At 58.1% G+C, this 15,682-nt stretch carries 11 protein-coding genes and 1 pseudogene; 3 read left to right on the plus strand and 9 right to left on the minus strand.

Features of this window, described 5'->3' with window-relative positions:
* Nucleotides 1-268 precede the first annotated feature (268 nt).
* Together map and SK3146_RS21775 are read right to left on the minus strand one after the other, a co-directional pair.
* Nucleotides 269-1,015 carry a type I methionyl aminopeptidase gene (map, locus tag SK3146_RS21770; protein ID WP_249860746.1) on the minus strand — a complete coding sequence of 249 codons (747 nt, stop codon included), beginning with the start codon at nt 1,013-1,015 and terminating at the stop codon, nt 269-271.
* A gap of 33 nt (nt 1,016-1,048) precedes the next feature.
* A pseudogene (locus tag SK3146_RS21775) lies at nt 1,049-1,753 on the minus strand (TetR family transcriptional regulator).
* A gap of 478 nt (nt 1,754-2,231) precedes the next feature.
* On the opposite strand from SK3146_RS21775, the gene SK3146_RS21780 reads away from it, so the two are divergent.
* Nucleotides 2,232-3,512, plus strand: a complete 1,281-nt coding sequence (locus SK3146_RS21780) for an IS110 family RNA-guided transposase (protein WP_249860747.1) — start codon at nt 2,232-2,234, stop codon at nt 3,510-3,512.
* 845 nt (nt 3,513-4,357) lie between these two features.
* Here the strand turns inward: SK3146_RS21780 and SK3146_RS21785 are convergent.
* The 6 genes from SK3146_RS21785 to SK3146_RS21810 are packed head-to-tail and all read right to left on the minus strand — an operon-like array spanning nt 4,358 to nt 10,679.
* Nucleotides 4,358-5,710: a GGDEF domain-containing protein gene (locus SK3146_RS21785; RefSeq protein WP_249860748.1), complete on the minus strand. Its 1,353-nt coding sequence runs from the start codon at nt 5,708-5,710 to the stop codon at nt 4,358-4,360.
* 15 nt (nt 5,711-5,725) lie between these two features.
* Nucleotides 5,726-6,922, minus strand: coding sequence for a M20 metallopeptidase family protein (locus SK3146_RS21790; RefSeq protein ID WP_249860749.1), 1,197 nt, complete (start codon nt 6,920-6,922; stop codon nt 5,726-5,728).
* A 12-nt stretch (nt 6,923-6,934) separates the two neighbouring features.
* Nucleotides 6,935-7,828, minus strand: a complete 894-nt coding sequence (gene sdaAA / locus SK3146_RS21795) for an L-serine ammonia-lyase, iron-sulfur-dependent, subunit alpha (RefSeq protein WP_249860750.1) — start codon at nt 7,826-7,828, stop codon at nt 6,935-6,937.
* A 5-nt stretch (nt 7,829-7,833) separates the two neighbouring features.
* Entirely contained in the window at nt 7,834-8,571 is a 738-nt protein-coding gene (gene sdaAB, locus SK3146_RS21800) for an L-serine ammonia-lyase, iron-sulfur-dependent subunit beta (protein WP_249860751.1), read from the minus strand.
* A 21-nt stretch (nt 8,572-8,592) separates the two neighbouring features.
* On the minus strand, nt 8,593-9,663 hold the full coding sequence (locus SK3146_RS21805) for a dihydrodipicolinate synthase family protein (RefSeq protein ID WP_249860752.1): 1,071 nt from the start codon (nt 9,661-9,663) through the stop codon (nt 8,593-8,595).
* Nucleotides 9,663-10,679: an NAD-dependent epimerase/dehydratase family protein gene (locus tag SK3146_RS21810; RefSeq protein ID WP_249866401.1), complete on the minus strand. Its 1,017-nt coding sequence runs from the start codon at nt 10,677-10,679 to the stop codon at nt 9,663-9,665. Before SK3146_RS21810 ends, SK3146_RS21805 begins: the two co-directional genes overlap by 1 nt.
* A 319-nt stretch (nt 10,680-10,998) precedes the next feature.
* Between SK3146_RS21810 and SK3146_RS21815 the strand changes: the two genes are divergently transcribed.
* Nucleotides 10,999-12,363 (plus strand): MFS transporter, encoded by a 1,365-nt coding sequence (locus tag SK3146_RS21815; protein ID WP_249860753.1) that lies wholly within the window; start codon nt 10,999-11,001, stop codon nt 12,361-12,363.
* A 4-nt stretch (nt 12,364-12,367) separates the two neighbouring features.
* Here SK3146_RS21815 and SK3146_RS21820 read toward each other — a convergent pair whose 3' ends face one another.
* Entirely contained in the window at nt 12,368-12,706 is a 339-nt protein-coding gene (locus tag SK3146_RS21820) for an AraC family transcriptional regulator (protein WP_249860754.1), read from the minus strand.
* Nucleotides 12,707-12,947: 241 nt separating this feature from the next.
* On the opposite strand from SK3146_RS21820, the gene SK3146_RS21825 reads away from it, so the two are divergent.
* Complete coding sequence (locus SK3146_RS21825) at nt 12,948-15,320, plus strand: glycosyl hydrolase family 95 catalytic domain-containing protein (protein WP_249860755.1); 2,373 nt, start codon at nt 12,948-12,950, stop codon at nt 15,318-15,320.
* Nucleotides 15,321-15,682: the final 362 nt, after the last annotated feature.

Raw genomic sequence — 15,682 nt, forward strand, 5'->3', positions numbered from 1 at the left:
GGCATGTTTTGTGTCAAAAAGGGGAACAGGTACTGTTCACGGTAGCCGGAAGGCTGCAAAGATGATGCCAAAGTTATCATAAAAACCGCATAACAATGCGGTTTTTCGTGAATCGGTAAATATAAACCATGTGAAAAGAGGCTTCTCTGTTCCAGGCTGGGCGCAGCGCTTTTTCGCCGTTTCGGATTACGAGCTTCGTCAGGCTATGCAGGCGGGGGAGGCGATTTATTTCCTGAAAGAACGCATCCCCGTCCGTTCATCTTTATTCTTAATGGGCAGTTAAAATCAGCGGTCCGTTCGGCGTGACTGCGATCGTATGCTCATATTGCGCCGACAGCTTGCCGTCGGCCGTTCTCGCCGTCCACCCATCGTCGTCGATCGTGATACGGAACGTGCCTTCGTTAATCATCGGTTCAATCGTAAACACCATGCCTTCCTTTAACCGAACGCCTTTGCCGGCTACGCCGATATGCTCGTAGCTCGGCTCCTCGTGCAGGCTCCGCCCGATCCCGTGCGCCAGCAAATCGCGTACGACCGAAAATCCGTTCGCTTCCGCATGCTGTTGAATCGCCGACGTTATGTCGCCGAGCCGGCCCCCCGGGAGCGCCCGGGCGATCCCCAGATCCAAGCATTCCTTTGTCACCTTCATTAATTTTTGCGCCTCCGGCCGGATATTGCCCACCGCATAGCACCAGCACGAATCGGCGAACCATCCGCCGTATTCCACGACGATATCGAGCTTCAGCAAGTCGCCGTCCATCAGCTCCCGGTTCGCAGGAATGCCGTGGGCCACTACATCGTTGACCGAGGTGCAGGTTTCGGCGGGGAACCCGTTGTACCCTTTCGTAAACTGCTTGCCGCCCAGCTTGGTGATGTGTCTGGCAACAAAGTCATTGATTTCCCGGGTGGTGATCCCAGGCTCAATCAGTTTGGCCGCCTCGCGGTAGCAGTCCGCAACGATTTGGCCCGCCGGCTTCATCGCTTCGATTTCCTTAGGTGATTTTAAAATGATCATCTTTTGTTCATTCACTCCTTATTCATTCTATAATTATAACAACCGGGCGATATCCCCGGCCTCCCGCGCAGCATTCCGCGGCGAAGCGAAAGCGAGGCGCAGCCGGCCAAGGCGGCCAGCAGCATTTCCGAGCGCTGCAGCTGATACGGCGCCCCGCCGCGTTTCCGCGGGAAGCGGCAGCCCCGTCCGCCGCGCGTCCGGTTTCCAGCAGCGCGCCTAGCGGCGCGAGCACCTCCCGGCGAACGGCGGCCGAGAGCGAGGATGAGCGAGCTTCAGGCAGCCAGGCGAAGTCCTCCCCGGCCAGCTTATACAGCAGGTACAGGGCGCGGTCCTCCGCCCAAAGCTGCAGCAGCCGGACGTCGGCAGCGGCGGTGTCGCTGCCTCGGCTTCGGGAATCCGCGGCAGCCAGGCTCCCAGTGTCCGCCGCAGCCGCAGCGGCCAAGCCGAAATGCCCGCCCGCCGCCGCCTCCCCGGAAGCCGCCGCGCGCAGGACCTCCAGCGGGGCCTTCAGCAATTCCCCGGCCCGCTCCAACGCGTCCCATAACAAATCGGGGTGCAAATCGCCTTTATTGCTGTAATAATGGTATAACGTGCCATAGCCGAGTCCCGCCTGCGCGGCCACATCGCGAATTTCCAATAAAGGCCCTTATTCAAAAACACATCGGCAGCGGCTCTACGAATTTGCGCCAGACGCCGCAGCCGGATCTCTTCGTTTTGTTCCTTCGTGCGCGGAGTCATCTTGTCCGTTCACCCCTTTTATTTTTGACCTGCTATTATGTCAATATAAAACATCGGCTGGCAAATAACAAGAGATGAGCCGGAAATTTCCGGCAACCATTACAAGCCCGGTGAAAAAAGAGCGGAGGGCCGCTTGAATCTGGAGAAGCGTAAGCGGGCCGCCTTTGTATAGCGATTTCCCCGCTTGAGAGGTACAACATGAAAGAAATCCGGCTCCAAGAGCGAGTGGAAACCTCTATCGACGGCAGGCTGTTTGTTTTCAATACCCTTTTAGAAGCGTGGTGAAAAACGAGAGGAGAGTCGATAGAGAGTTGGAGCAGCGTAAGCGCGGTCTCCTTTTTTCCCCGATTTCAACAGTGATCGGAAGTAAACATTCCTGTAGAGGCTAATATTTGGCCTTGGACAAAAACAGGGACGCCTCGTATGATGGGGGTGTCACGGGTCAAGGCCCTAAAAACCCATCAGGAGGCGTCTTATTATGAAGTTTAACCGAAATGCCACTATAAATCAACGAATCGACCGTATAACCCCACACCATGCGGTGGTGGGAGTCGACATCGCGAAAGATAGCCACGTAGCCCAATTGACGGATTTTCGCGGTCGCTCTCTGACTTCACGTCACCTGTCGTTTCCCAACTCACGGGAGGGGTTTAAACGATTTCTCCGGTGGATTCAAGAAGCACAAGCTAAACACGGCTTGTCTTCGCTTCTCGTCGGCATGGAGCCCACGGGGCACTATTGGTTCAATCTTGCCAACTGGCTGCTCGAGCAGAGCGTTGACGTCGTGCTGGTCAACCCCGTCACGACGCACCGCAACAAGGAAAATCGGGACAACAGTCCTTCCAAAAACGATCCAAAAGATGCACTCACCATTGCTGATGTGGTGAGCCGGGGCTTCTACACGGACTACCTTCCCCGAGGGACTGCCTTTGAACGGATCAAAACCATCATGAGCGACCACGAGTTCTGGTCGAAGGATGCCACACGTTTAGGTAACCGCATCGTCCGGTGGATCGATTTGTACTTCCCTGAGTTCAGACTGGTATTCAAAGATTGGACCGTCCCTCGTGCGCTGGCGACGCTCGGCGCGTTTGCGCTACCTGGTGACCTTCAAGGGCTAACGGTAGAGCAGGTCATTGCAGGCTGGAAAGAACAAGGCATGAAACGGGCCTCAGGCGTTAGCGGGAGAGCGAAGGCGCTGGAGCTGTTATCTTTGGCCGCACGCAGCATCGGTGACAAGCGAGTGCCGGAAGAAGCGCGTCGAGATATCAAGCGGTTGTTGGATGCGTATAAACAGTCCCTTCAGAGACTCGATGAAATCCAGCGGGAAATAGAGGCCCTCGTGGGTGACATGCCGTTGGCGCAGCAATTGCAAAGTATTCGCGGGCTGGGGACGATTACCCTTGCAGCCCTCCTGGGTTGTGCAGGCGACCTTCGCTTGTACTCGCATGGTCGGCAGTTGCTCAGGCGGGCCGGTCTGAATCTGGCAGAGTGCACCTCCGGCAAGTTCAAAGGACAAATCAAGCTTTCCAAGCGCGGAGACAGCATGCTGCGTAAATATTTGTTCCTGGGCGTGCTCAATCTCGTTCGATACAATGAAGATTTCAAGCGATGGCATGAACACAACGTAGCGAAGGGGATGAAGAAGCAGGCATCAATCTTTAAGTTAATTGGAAAATGGGCACGCATCACGATCGGTATGGTTCAAAGAGGAGAAGAATACCGTTCCGCACACGAAGCGGCCATCCCTGCAGCCTAAAGTCTCCTAGCAGAAACGAGTATTGACTCATTTGCAGGATTTCAAATCATGGATGCACAGTGAACCGAATTCTGTGTCCGTCAGGGCAATGACCCGTCAAGTAAACGCTATCGGTCTCCACACCTTTGGACAGGTGTAACGAAGGAATGTAAGGGCGAAGACCCGTTGAGTCATGGGAGGGTGAACCTCCAGAGGCAAAGTGGAGTAGTGCACAATAGGGTAAAACTGGAAGCGTTATGAACGCTGCCTCTGTTCCTGCATGCCGATTAGCCAATGAGATGGGCCAGAATCCCTACAATCCAAACTTCACCGACATCCAATACAATAGAAATCCTGCGAATGAGTGAGCATTCGTGAGATTATCCCCTAATTACGAGGGACGGACACAGCGGCCGTTATATAAACCATATCGGCCATTTTGAATTTCTAACGGACGCAGCTGTAGCTATTTGTTGGCAAAGCCTCCTTAAGAAGCAGTTCGGAGCTATCTAAGCGCGATGACGACCGTTACGTTTAAAAAACGTTTGTTTGCGACGAATTAAGCTCCCCGGTGTCCGTTACATTTAGAAACGATTCGATGCTCGGTTCCGGAGGCTACGCCTCCTGAAGCTACACCTCCTGAAGCTACACCTCCTGAAGCTCCCTTCCGGGACTGTTCGAGCGCGCTTTGGCAGGACGGAGCTCGGGCCAAAGGCCGATCGCAAGGATGGAAATAAAGAAGAGCCCGGCCGCGAACTGCAAACTGCGGACCGGACTCTTCTTCGGACAAAAGCTCTAGCTGAACAGCTGGGCGGGCGTTGGGGTTCCTTTTCCAATGGCCAAAGGGGGCATCGGTTCTCAACGGATTATTGCCGCCCGTGAGCGTCGCGCATAAACGACAAGCGGTATATTTGCTTTGGTCGCCCCTTGGCCTTTCCCTTCTCCTCGCCGACAATTTCGACCAGTCCCGCATCAAGCCACTGCAGCAAAAAACGGTGCGTGCTCCGCACGGTGACGCCGAGAATCATCGAAAGCTCCTGCGCCGTATAATCGAACTGGCGCTTTTTGGCCACTTGCGCAACGATTTTGCTTAAGTAAGCGAGGGTCATGCCGCTCGCCTCCATTTGCTGAATCAGATCGGGATCGATCAGGGAAGCGTCGTATTCCAGCGGCTGCGACATCTCCAGCGGGCCGATGATGCCGTTGTCCTCGCGCACGATGAAGCAGTGATTGCCTCCGGCCTCCTTCGCCTGACGGAGCGCCTGGCGAGCGTGAGTTCCGGCCTCGCCGGCGGAACGTCCGAAGCCGAAGCCGATGCTGAAGGTGATGCCGAACATTTTCTCGGCTTCGCCCGCCAGCGCGATATATTTATACCCGCCGGTTACCCTCTCGAAGCTTCCGCGCGTCGTGATGATCAAATATTCGCCTCCGCCCAGATGGGTCAGATGCCCGTCCAGCGTCTCGACAAAGGTGAGCAGCATCTTCTGGATGTCGAGCTTCATTTTCTGAAAATCATGCTCGGTGAACCGCGCGTTGACGACGGCTCCCGACTCGTCCAGATGAACCATCCCGACGACGATCTGCGACTCGTTGCTTCGTCTTGTTTCGGTAGAGAGCAGGGCGCGTTCGAGCGAGACGATCATATCCTGCTCCGTCGGGATCACCCACTCGTTCGGCACGCCGAGCTGCGTCAGCTCCTCGGATACCGACTTGACCGCCGTCAGTACCGCTTGGCATGATCCGCTCCGGTAGTGGTGCAGGTGAAAGCGGACGAGCTCCTCCCGCGAATAGGGATGAAGCCCGTTATAGTAAACGACCTGTACGTTTAATTCGCTAAGCTCCTTGAAGGTGCGCTCGACCTGCTTCTTGGACATCGTATCGACGGATAGCGTCGTCAAGCCGTAGCGTTTTTCGAGCAGAAACAGCGCGCGGTATAAACCGGTGCCGGTTAAGGGCACAAAATGGACCGGAATAGAAAACTGCAGCTTGTCCATGGCGATCCGGTGCGGAATCGGCCCGGTGAACAGCAGCACCTCCACTTGGTCCATCAATTCCAGCGCCAGCGCCGGCGCTTCTTCCTCGTTCCGGTACACTCTCGGTTCCGGACGAAAGGACGGAAACCGCTGCAGCGCTTGCAGCAGATCGTCCACAGCCTCCTCCGGTCCGATCACGCCGATGGAAATGCCTTGATTGTATGCTTCTTTAGGTTGGCTCCACATGAGCTGCCGCCCCCATCAAGTCGAAATGTTCGAGCCTCTCTGCCAAGCGGCGGAAGCGAGCAGGGCCGCTCCGAGCGGAATGCAGTTTTCCTCGATGGCGAACTTCGGATGATGCAGGCCGTACGCCTGCTCCGCGCCTTCCCGGGGGCCCGATCCGAGCCAGAAAAAGCAGCCGGGCCGGTGCTCCAGGTACACTGAGAAGTCCTCTCCCGCCAACGTCGGAGACGCCGCCGTACGCCGCTCCTTGCCGATAAGCACATCGGCCGTCTGCTCTATATGATAAACACAACGCGGATCGTTGACAAGTACGGCTACATGCGGGATATAGGCGACTTGAACGCGGCAGCGGTAAGCGCCGCCGATCTGGCCCGCAAGCCGCTCGATGCGCTCTTTCATCGTCCGCTGCAGCGAGGAAGAGAACGTGCGCACGGTGCCGGTCAGCTTGGCATACTGCGGAATCACATTGTTCGCTTCTCCCGCCTGGAAGCTGCCTATCGTTATAACGGCCGGCTCGAAGGGAGAAATCTCCCGGCTGACGGCCGTCTGCAGCCCCATGACGACGGCGGACGCCGCGACGATCGGGTCGTGACAGCGGTCCGGAATCGCCCCGTGACCGCCTTGGCCCTCCAGCATAATCTCCACGCGATCGACCGAGCCCATGAACGGCCCGCTGCCCGTGGCAATCATGCCGACAGGCAGGGTAGGGAGGTTATGGAGCCCGTAGATTTCTTCGATTCCGTTCAGTACGCCCGCCTGAACCATCGCTTTAGCCCCGGCGTTCGTTTCTTCCGCGCCTTGAAATATAAAGCGGATCGCGCCGCTTAGCTCCTGCCGCCGCTCGGCAAGCAGCTGCGCCGCTCCGAGCAGGATCGCCGTGTGAGCGTCATGGCCGCAAGCGTGCATGACGCCGGGCTCCCGCGAGGCGTAGGGGAGCCCGGTCTCCTCGGCAATCGGCAGCGCGTCCATATCCGCCCTCAGGGCGATGACGGGACCGGGCTCAGCGCCTTGCAGCTCGGCCACGACGCCGTGGCCTCCGACGCCGGTCTGCGGCTGCAGACCGAGTCCGCGGAGAAACGATGCGACCTTCTCGGCCGTGCGGCTCTCCCGGTGGCTGAGCTCCGGGTACTGATGCAGATCGCGGCGGAAGGCGATCCAGTCGTTCTTCAGCACTTCGCTGCGCGCGAGCAGAGATTGAAGCGGCAATGATGTCACGATATTCACTCCTTAACTGCTTGAATTTCGGCGATACAGCTCATCCATAATGCGGCGGCCGGTCGGCGTCGCCGCCAAACCGCCTTGAGCCGTCTCGCGGTGCTTCTCCGGCATCGCGGCGCCGACCTCGCGCATCGCATCGACAACCTCATCGGCCGGAATCGCGCTGCGGACGCCGGCCAGCGCCATGTCGGCGGCGGCGAGCGCATTCACCGCGCCGAATCCGTTGCGCACGATGCAAGGGATCTCGACGAGGCCGCCGACCGGATCGCAGATGAGGCCGAGCGTGTTCTTCAGCGCGAGCCCGGCGGCGTGCACCGCCTGGGCCGGCGTGCCGCCCCGCAGCTCGGCGAGCGCTCCGGCGGCCATGGCGATAGCGGAGCCGACTTCGGCCTGGCAGCCGCCTTCGGCGCCGGAGACGAAGGAGCGGTTGGCGATCACGTAACCGATCGCCCCGGCGCAGAACAGGCCCATCGTCATATGCTCGTCAGACCAGCCGAAGCGGGTCTGGGAGCCGACGAAGGAGCCGGGAATAATGCCGCACGAGCCGGCCGTAGGCGTTGCGACGATGCGCCCCATCGACGCGTTGACCTCGGATACGGCGAGCGCGTAAGCCATCGCCGCCGCGGCCGGCGCGCCCGCCAGCGTTGCTTCCGCCTCGCGCTGCAGGTATGCGTGCACCTGACGGGCGTCCTTGCCGGTCAAGCCGCTGCGCGACGGATGATCTTCCTTCAGCCCTTCGCTGACGGCTTGCTTCATAATGAGATAGTAATCGGTCATTTTGCGGAGCTCGAGCTCCCGGGTGCGGCCGGATTCCCGGCATTGCTCGGCGAGCATCAGCTCGCCGATCGTGACGCCTTCCTGATCGCAGAGCCGAGCCAGCTCTTGCAGCGTGTGAAATCTCATCTTCATCACTCTCCCGTTCTGTCGCCCAGATTCACAACCCGCATTGCCCGTACGCCAGCCAGTGCCTTCATACCAAGCAGCAGGCTATCCGGGACGGGGGCGTCGGTCTCGAATACCGTCAGGGCGTCGCCGCCGCGCTCCTTGCGCCCGGTTTCCATCGAGCATATATTCACGTTATGCCGGTAGAGCAGGCCGGCGGCTTCGGCGATCAATCCCCGTCTGTCGGAATGCCACAGCACCAAAGTAAAATAAACCGCCGAGAACCGGACGGGAAAGCCGTCCACCCGGGCGATCTCAATAGTGCCTCCTCCTACGGACATGCCGGTCATGTCGATCATTTCGATCCTGTCGATCATGGAGACGGCAGTCTGTGAGCCATCGGCGGGAGAGGGGGAGGGGGCGAAGCAGCGGATTCGCGCCGTATTCGGATGCGCGGCCGGCGCAGGCCCGGTTCCCTGCCGCAGTTCTACGCGGATGCCCGCCGCTTCCGCATGGGACAGCGAATGAGCGATGCGCAGATCGTCGGTGTCGTAATCGAGAAGACCGCCGACGATCGCCAGATCCGTGCCGTGGCCGAGATAGGTTTGGGCGAACGAGCCGTAGAAGGTCACCTCCGCCCGCTCCGGACGGCAGCCCAGCAGCTGCCTGGCGACGCGCCCCAGCCGTACCGCTCCGGCGGTATGGGAGCTGGAGGGGCCGACCATAGCCGGCCCGATGATAGAGAATACGTCCTTGAACCGCATCGCTGAGTCCCTCTGCCTGCTCTACTCGGAGAGCCATTCGGACAAATGGGCGGCGACGAACGCGTCGTCGTTCAGATGAGGATAATCCCGGTAAACCCGGCTGATTTCCTCCATTTGTCCTTCCGACAGCTCTTCCGACGGATTCAGGCACCAGCGTCCCGGCAGCAGACCTTGCCGCCGCAGCACTTCATGAATGCCCGGGATGCATCCTTCAAAATGATGCGCCGGATCGAAGAAGGCCGCATTGCAGTCGGTGATTTCGATATTGCGCGTCAGCCAGCGGCGGTCCAGCGCCTCGTTATCTCTGACCCGCTTGATCTCCTCCAGCAGCTCGACCGCCTTGCGGGTCCATACCGCCCAATGGCCGAGCAGGCCGCCGACGATGCGCTTTTCCACCGGTGTTCCGTTGATATTGAACCGGTACGCAGTGAGCAGATCGTTCACGATATTGTCGTCGTTGCCGGTATAGAGGGCGATCTCGCTGCAACGGTCGGACGAGCAGACGGCGCGTACGACATCGATCGTCTGGTAGCGGTTGAACGGAGCCATCTTGATGGCGATCACGCCGGGAATGTCGGCGAACCGTCTCCAGAAATCGTAGCTGAGCACGGTGCCGCCTACGGAAGGCTGAAGATAGAAGCCGAATACGGGAATGATCTTCGCGACCGCTTCGGTCCGCTTGAGCAGCTTCTCCTCGGACCAGCCTTTCAATCCGCCCATGCTGAGCAGACCGGCATGATAGCCTAGCCCCGCGGCGATATGCGCCTCGGCCTCCGCCTGCTCCGTCGGCCCGCAGATGCCGGCCACCTTCAGGAACGGACGGTCCGGCTTGCGCCGGTCGACCTCCTCGGAAGCAAGCCGCAGCACAGTCTCGAACAAGCCGATCTCCGGCAGCCGGATCTCGAATTGGGTCGAATGGACGCCGACCGCAACGCCGCCGGCTCCCGAGTCGACATAATAGCGGGTCAGCGCCCGCTGATACTTCTCGTCGAGCCGACGCTCGGCATTCAAAGCGAGCGGGTGGGCGGGAATGGCCAGCCCTTCATGGAGCGCGCGCGTCAATTCCGGCGATAGCTGTGGAGTTGCGCTCATCAGAATTTCCCCTCTCTCTCCTGGAAATGGGTCGGTTTATTCCACGTCTGCCCGCCGGTGCCGATCCAGCCGGCGATCCAGTCCATCATCTGGCGCAAGGTCACCTTCGGATAGCCGAACAGCTGATGCGCCTTGGAGCAGTTGCTGAGCAGGGCGGTCGGCGCTTCTTCCCCGGTGAATACCGGCGCTTTGCCGAAGGCTTCCCCGAACTTCTCGGCAGCCCAGCGCAAGGAAATCGTCTCCGGCCCGGAAATATTCAGCACGGTCGGCGGCGTTCCGGCGACGTTCAGCGATCGCAGCGCCCATTCGTTGGCGTCGCCCTGCCATATGCAGTTGGCGTGACCCATCGTCAGATCGATCGGCCGCCCTTCGTACACCGCTTTGGCGATTTCCACCAAAACCCCGTATCTCAGATCAATTGCGTAATTCAGCCGGAAAATGGTTGCGGGTGTGCCGTATTTATGGGAGAAATGCTCGAAGACACGTTCCCGGCCCAGGCAGGATTGACCGTATTCGCCGTTCGGCCCTGTCGGCGTTTCCTCGCCGGCTCCTCCTTGACCGACAGGAGTGAGCGGATACACGTTGCCGGTCGAGAATACGACGATACGCGAGTTTTTATATTTCTCCGCCACGCGTCCCGGCAGGTAGGAGTTCATAACCCAGGTAAAATGCTCGTTGCCGGTCGTTCCGAACTTGTTGCCGGCCAGGAACACGACATTTTTAACATCGGGGAGCGCCTGCAGCTCCTGGTCGTTCAGCAGATCGACCCGGATCGTCGTGACGCCTGCCGCCTCCAGTTCTTCGCGCAGCCCGGAGTCCGAGAAGCGCGAAGCTCCGATGACTTGCTTGTCGACGCCTGCCCGCTTAACCGCGTTCACGGCGAGCCGGCCCATGCTCGGGCCCATTTTGCCTCCGATACCGAGCAGCAAAATATCTCCGTCCAGCGCAGCGATATCGCGGATCAGCTCCTCCGAAGGCTCGGCGAGCTGCGCCTCCAATTGTTCCAACGTGTCCAATCGCTTATTTAATGTCGTATTCATGGGAATAGCTCCTTTCAACATGCGGAATGGTCTTGATGGATTTATTGTATAGGAGATATTCATTAAAAGACAGGACTATTATATGTCTTTAAATAGATAAGCTGACATCAATGGCACATGGAAAAATAATGCACCCGCTTTCAAAAAAATGAAAACGCTTGTTATTTAAAGACGAATAACGGACATTGACTTTAATGTGAGCCTTCCTTACACTTGACCATAATAACAAGTTCTCGTTTCGGCAAAGGGAAACGGGATAAAGCAGATACTTCCATTATGAGAGGGGCAATCCGCAATGAGCCAAGCGGCAACATCATCCGCAACAGGACACGGGAACACAGGGCTGGCTTCGCTGCCTGACATTCCGCTGAACAAGAAGCACATCTGGATTTACATCGTCGGGGCTTTAGGCTATTTTTTCGATGCATTCGATATTCTGCTCCCGTCCTATGTCATTCCGCTCATTTCCCAGCAATGGCATCTGGAGAAGGATGCGCTCGCTTGGTTTGCAACGGCGGGTTTTCTCGGGATGGCGGTGGGCGGTTTTCTATTCGGCAGCTTGGGGGATTTGATCGGCAGGAAAAAGGCGTTCATGGGCACGGTGCTGCTCTATTCCGTCTTCTCGCTGCTGTGCGCGGCGGCGCCGAACGTACCGCTGCTGTTCCTATTCCGCATTATTGCCGGAATCGGACTTGGCGGCTGTTTGCCGGTAGATATGGCGATGCTGTCCGAATTCATGCCTCCGAAATGGCGCGGCAAGCTGATGACGATCCTCGGCGTGTTCTGGGTCGGCGGCGCGACGGCTGTCGGCTTCGTATCCGCCTGGCTCAGCAAGTATCAGGATTTTCGCCTGATCTTTATCGCGGCCGGCGTGCCGGTACTGCTCATTTTTCTCGTTCGGGTGAAGGTTCCCGAATCTCCGCTTTATTTGTATCGCAAGGGCAAGGTGGAAGAGGCTAACCGGATTTTGCGGGAAGTTCACGGCGCTTCGATCGACGCAAGCCAGCTGTTCTCCGCGCAGGAGGATACCGATAAGCAAAGCGGCAGCGTCATCAAGGGGATTTTCTCTTCGCTTATTAAAGTATGGAAGCACAGCCCGGGCACGACCTTCATGGTCTGGTACGCCTATGCGAGCGTATTGTTCGTCTATTACGGCGTCATCCTGTGGCTGCCGAAAATTTTGATCGCAAGCGGATATCAAACGACGGCGGCCTTCCTGTTCACCTCCTATATAACGCTTGTCGGTCTGATCGGCGTGCTGTTCAGCATTTACTTGGTCGACAAGGTCGGACGGAAATGGTCGGTCGCCTTAAGCTTCGTCTTTATGGGCATAGCGCTGTACGCCTTTGCATTTGCTCTGGATGCTCCGACCTCCAGCTTCGTTCTGCTCGGTATCTATGATATGTTCGAGTCGATCGCGTTAGCCATTCTGTACGTGTATATCCCGGAGAGCTATCCGACGCTGCTCAGGGTGACCGGCTTCGGCTGGGCGACGGCGATTACCCGCGTTACCTCGGCTTTCTCTCCGCTGCTGTTCGCAGCCGTCTGGGGAGGGATGGGACTGCCGATGACGATGTTTTTCAGTATGCTGTCGCTGATTCTCGCTGCGGTCTTCATCGTCGTCTTCGGCAAGGAGACGAAGGATAAGCTGCTGTCTTAAGCGTTCAGGCGAGGCCAGCTGTCCGCAAGCACGGTAAGAGCCGGTTTCCTTCGGGGAAGCCGGCTTTTTGGGGTTTCGGCGGGGAACAGTACTGTTCGCGGTATTCGAAAGGGGACATGCCGGCGCTGCGCTTGAACGCTGTGGAAAAATAATGAATCGACGAAAACCCGTACTTTCCGGCAAGCTCCGTGACGATGAGTACGACGGCATTGGCGCAGCATGTGCGCGAAGGGCACTGTTCGCCGGGAGCGAACATGTATTTCTGGACAAACAGCAGCTGCGGATTAAATTCGCAATATCGCGTCAAATAGTCGACTTGAAAACGGTATACGGGAACAGGCATGCGGCTCGCAGCTCCTTCTTTCGTCGTTTCGCCTTACCCGGTAACTCTTATTAGATTGGAAAATAGGACAAAGGAAACTATTCTGTACAAAGACAGCCGCATGTTTTCCGGCCTATAATCGAGGTACATGCGCTTTTAAGAGGAAGGGCAATTGATGGACGGTAAAAGGAGAGATGCGGCAATGGCCCAAACAGATGTACGATCAGATAGGGGAAAGAAGAGCGGAGCTAATCGGCTCGTCATGAAATATCCGGCATCCTGGTGGAAAAATATGTGGAGAGAAGGAATGCCGTCCGGCAACGGGAAGATCGGAGTGTCCGTCTACGGCGGAGTCAAAGAGGAGACGGTAATGATCACCCATGAAGATCTGTGGCATTGGGGGCAAAAGGACCCGGTGCCGGATGTGAGTCACACGCTCGCCGAAACGAGAAGGCTGATGGACGAAGAAAAGTATTTGGAAGCCAGCTGGAATTTGACCAACGCGCTCAAGGACCATGGCTACGATACGCGTCTGGCGGCCCGCTTTCCGGCGGCCGATCTGAAGCTGCTTATGCCTTGCGAGCAGGCGTTCAAGCGGTATCGGAGAGTTCTCGATATGGAAACCGGCGAAGTGACGGTGTCGTGGCAGGACGGAGACGCCGCCTATGAGCGCCGCTTGTTCGTCTCCCGCAGCGACGATGCTATCGTATACGAGATCGGAACGGACGCGGCGCAGCTGCAGGGCGAGCTTCAGCTGGCGTTTCATCCGACCGACAATCCCCGGCTTGCCGAGAAATGCAGGGAGATCGAGGAGACCGTCGAGCGGATAGCGAAGGACGGTTATCTCTATTATGCCGCCCGCAACGATGACGGAACGGATTTCGGCGTCGTGCTGCGTGTGATCGCCGGAGAAGGAGAGACGGAAGCACTTCCGGGTTCGATCCGGTTCCGCGCCGCGTCCAAGCTGCTGGTCGTGGCCAAGGTGTTTGTAAAGGGCGAGCGGCAGCGGGAATGGAGCCGGCTGCACAGCGAGCTGGCTGCCGTCGCTGCGAATTACGAACAACTGCTGGCCGCGCATGCGCAAATGCACGGACGGCTGTTTCACTCAGCCGCCGTGCAGCTCGGAGACGGAGCGGGCGAGCGGACGAATGAAGAGCTGCTGCTCGAAGCCTATGACGGGGAGGCGCCGACGGAGCTTGTGCAGAAAATGTGGGCTTACGGCCGCTACCTGTTCATCTGCGGCACTCATGCCGAAGGCTACCCGTTCGGATTGTACGGCTTGTGGGGCGGCGATTACCGGCTCGTCTGGTGTCATAATATGGCCAATGAAAATGTCCAGATGATGTATTGGCACGCGCCCGCCGGAGGCTTGACCGAGCTGATGCCGGCACTGATCCGGTATTACGACGGCATGATGGACGATTTCCGCGATAATGCGCGGAAACTGTACGGCTGCCGCGGCGTCTACATTCCCGCGGGCTCGACTCCTGGGATTGGCGTGCCGAATCAGATCGTGCCGGTCATTATGAACTGGACCGGGGCCGCAGGCTGGCTGGCGCGGCATTATTACGAGTACTACTTATACACCGGGGACCGCGAATTTCTCGTGCACAAGGTGCTGCCGTTCATGAGGGAGACGGCGCTGTTCTACGAAGATTTTCTTGTCGTGGGCGATGACGGCTTCTACCGGTACTACCCGTCCGTTTCCCCGGAAAATACGCCGCAAAACTTTATGCCTACGGACGGCAGGCCGCTCGCGCATCCTATGCCGACGACGATTAACGCGACGATGGACTTCGCCATCTTGAAAGAGCTGCTGACGCATTTGGTGGAAGGGAGCCGGGAGGCCGGGATATATGCGCAGGAGACGGGGCAGTGGGAGGAGATGCTAAGACGCATCCCGCCTTACCAGGTCAATGCGGACGGAGCCGTTAGGGAATGGATGCACGAGAGGTTCGACGATCGGTACGATCACCGCCATTTGTCGCATATTTACCCGATATTCCCCGGCCAGGAATTTACCCGGGAGGAGCAGCCGGAGAAGTTCGGGGCTTTCGAGACGGCGGTGAAGAAGCGGCTGATCGGCGCGCAGAGCGGCTGGTCGCTCGTGCATATGGCGGCGATCTATGCGCGCCTCGGCGACGGCGACAAGGCGCTGGAATGTTTGGATATTTTGTCCCGCGCCTGCTTGCTGAGCAATTTTTTCACGCTGCATAACGATTGGCGGAACATGGGGGTCTGCATGAATATGGCGGAGGCCCCGATTCAGATGGATGCGAACATGGGCTGGGTGAACGCCGTGCAAGAGATGCTGCTTTACGTATCGCCGAAATTCGTGAAGCTGCTGCCTGCGCTCCCCGGAAAGTGGAAGAAGGGCAAAGCGGCCGATCTGCGGTTTTGCACCGGGACGGTATCCTTCGAGTGGAACATGCCGGAAGGGATGTTCGCCGCGCAGCTGGCTGCCGAGCGCGGCACGTCCGTCGTGCTGAAGCTTCCGGATCATTTCCAGAGCTATGCTTGGTCCGGCGATACGGCGCGCGTAACGCCGTCGGCATGGGGCGAGGGATGCTACGAGGTGCGGCTCGAAGCGGGACAGAAGCTGAGCATGCAAGCCGGGCCCGGGATGCATGCTTAGACGATGCCTTCTATAGACGGAAGATGGATGAGCACTTGAATACAGTTACAGCGGAGGGCTGCCTTGACGGGCGGCTTTTTTCATTGTTTAGGAAATGATGCGCAGCCATATCCTGTGGATATCCGTAGGCTCCCCCGATCCCAGAGGAAGGGTTAGACGCCGATCCAGCTTAGGCTGGATGCGGGACGGAATAAGCTTCAGAGCATCACGTCACTACCCTGGAAATTACTCTTGGTACCCCATTTCCATTGTCTGTGGTGCCGCGTCGGCGGCATGGATGGCTTTTGGGGGATTTGTTCATGTTTCCCCGCGCACCTCCTCGGTGTATACTGGTTTCAAGACGAATAGGCAGTTGAGGCCGA

This window comes from Paenibacillus konkukensis (assembly GCF_023523925.1).
In the GTDB taxonomy this organism is placed as follows: domain Bacteria; phylum Bacillota; class Bacilli; order Paenibacillales; family NBRC-103111; genus Paenibacillus_S; species Paenibacillus_S doosanensis.

Bases quoted from the DNA above. Each gene is read 5' to 3' on its own strand.
- map (WP_249860746.1), bottom strand. From the start codon at position 1,015: ATGATCATTTTAAAATCACCTAAGGAAATCGAAGCGATGAAGCCGGCG.
- SK3146_RS21780 (WP_249860747.1), top strand. From the start codon at position 2,232: ATGAAGTTTAACCGAAATGCCACTATAAATCAACGAATCGACCGTATA.
- SK3146_RS21785 (WP_249860748.1), bottom strand. From the start codon at position 5,710: ATGTGGAGCCAACCTAAAGAAGCATACAATCAAGGCATTTCCATCGGC.
- sdaAA (WP_249860750.1), bottom strand. From the start codon at position 7,828: ATGAGATTTCACACGCTGCAAGAGCTGGCTCGGCTCTGCGATCAGGAA.
- sdaAB (WP_249860751.1), bottom strand. From the start codon at position 8,571: ATGCGGTTCAAGGACGTATTCTCTATCATCGGGCCGGCTATGGTCGGC.
- SK3146_RS21805 (WP_249860752.1), bottom strand. From the start codon at position 9,663: ATGAGCGCAACTCCACAGCTATCGCCGGAATTGACGCGCGCGCTCCAT.
- SK3146_RS21815 (WP_249860753.1), top strand. From the start codon at position 10,999: ATGAGCCAAGCGGCAACATCATCCGCAACAGGACACGGGAACACAGGG.
- SK3146_RS21820 (WP_249860754.1), bottom strand. From the start codon at position 12,706: ATGCCTGTTCCCGTATACCGTTTTCAAGTCGACTATTTGACGCGATAT.
- SK3146_RS21825 (WP_249860755.1), top strand. From the start codon at position 12,948: ATGAAATATCCGGCATCCTGGTGGAAAAATATGTGGAGAGAAGGAATG.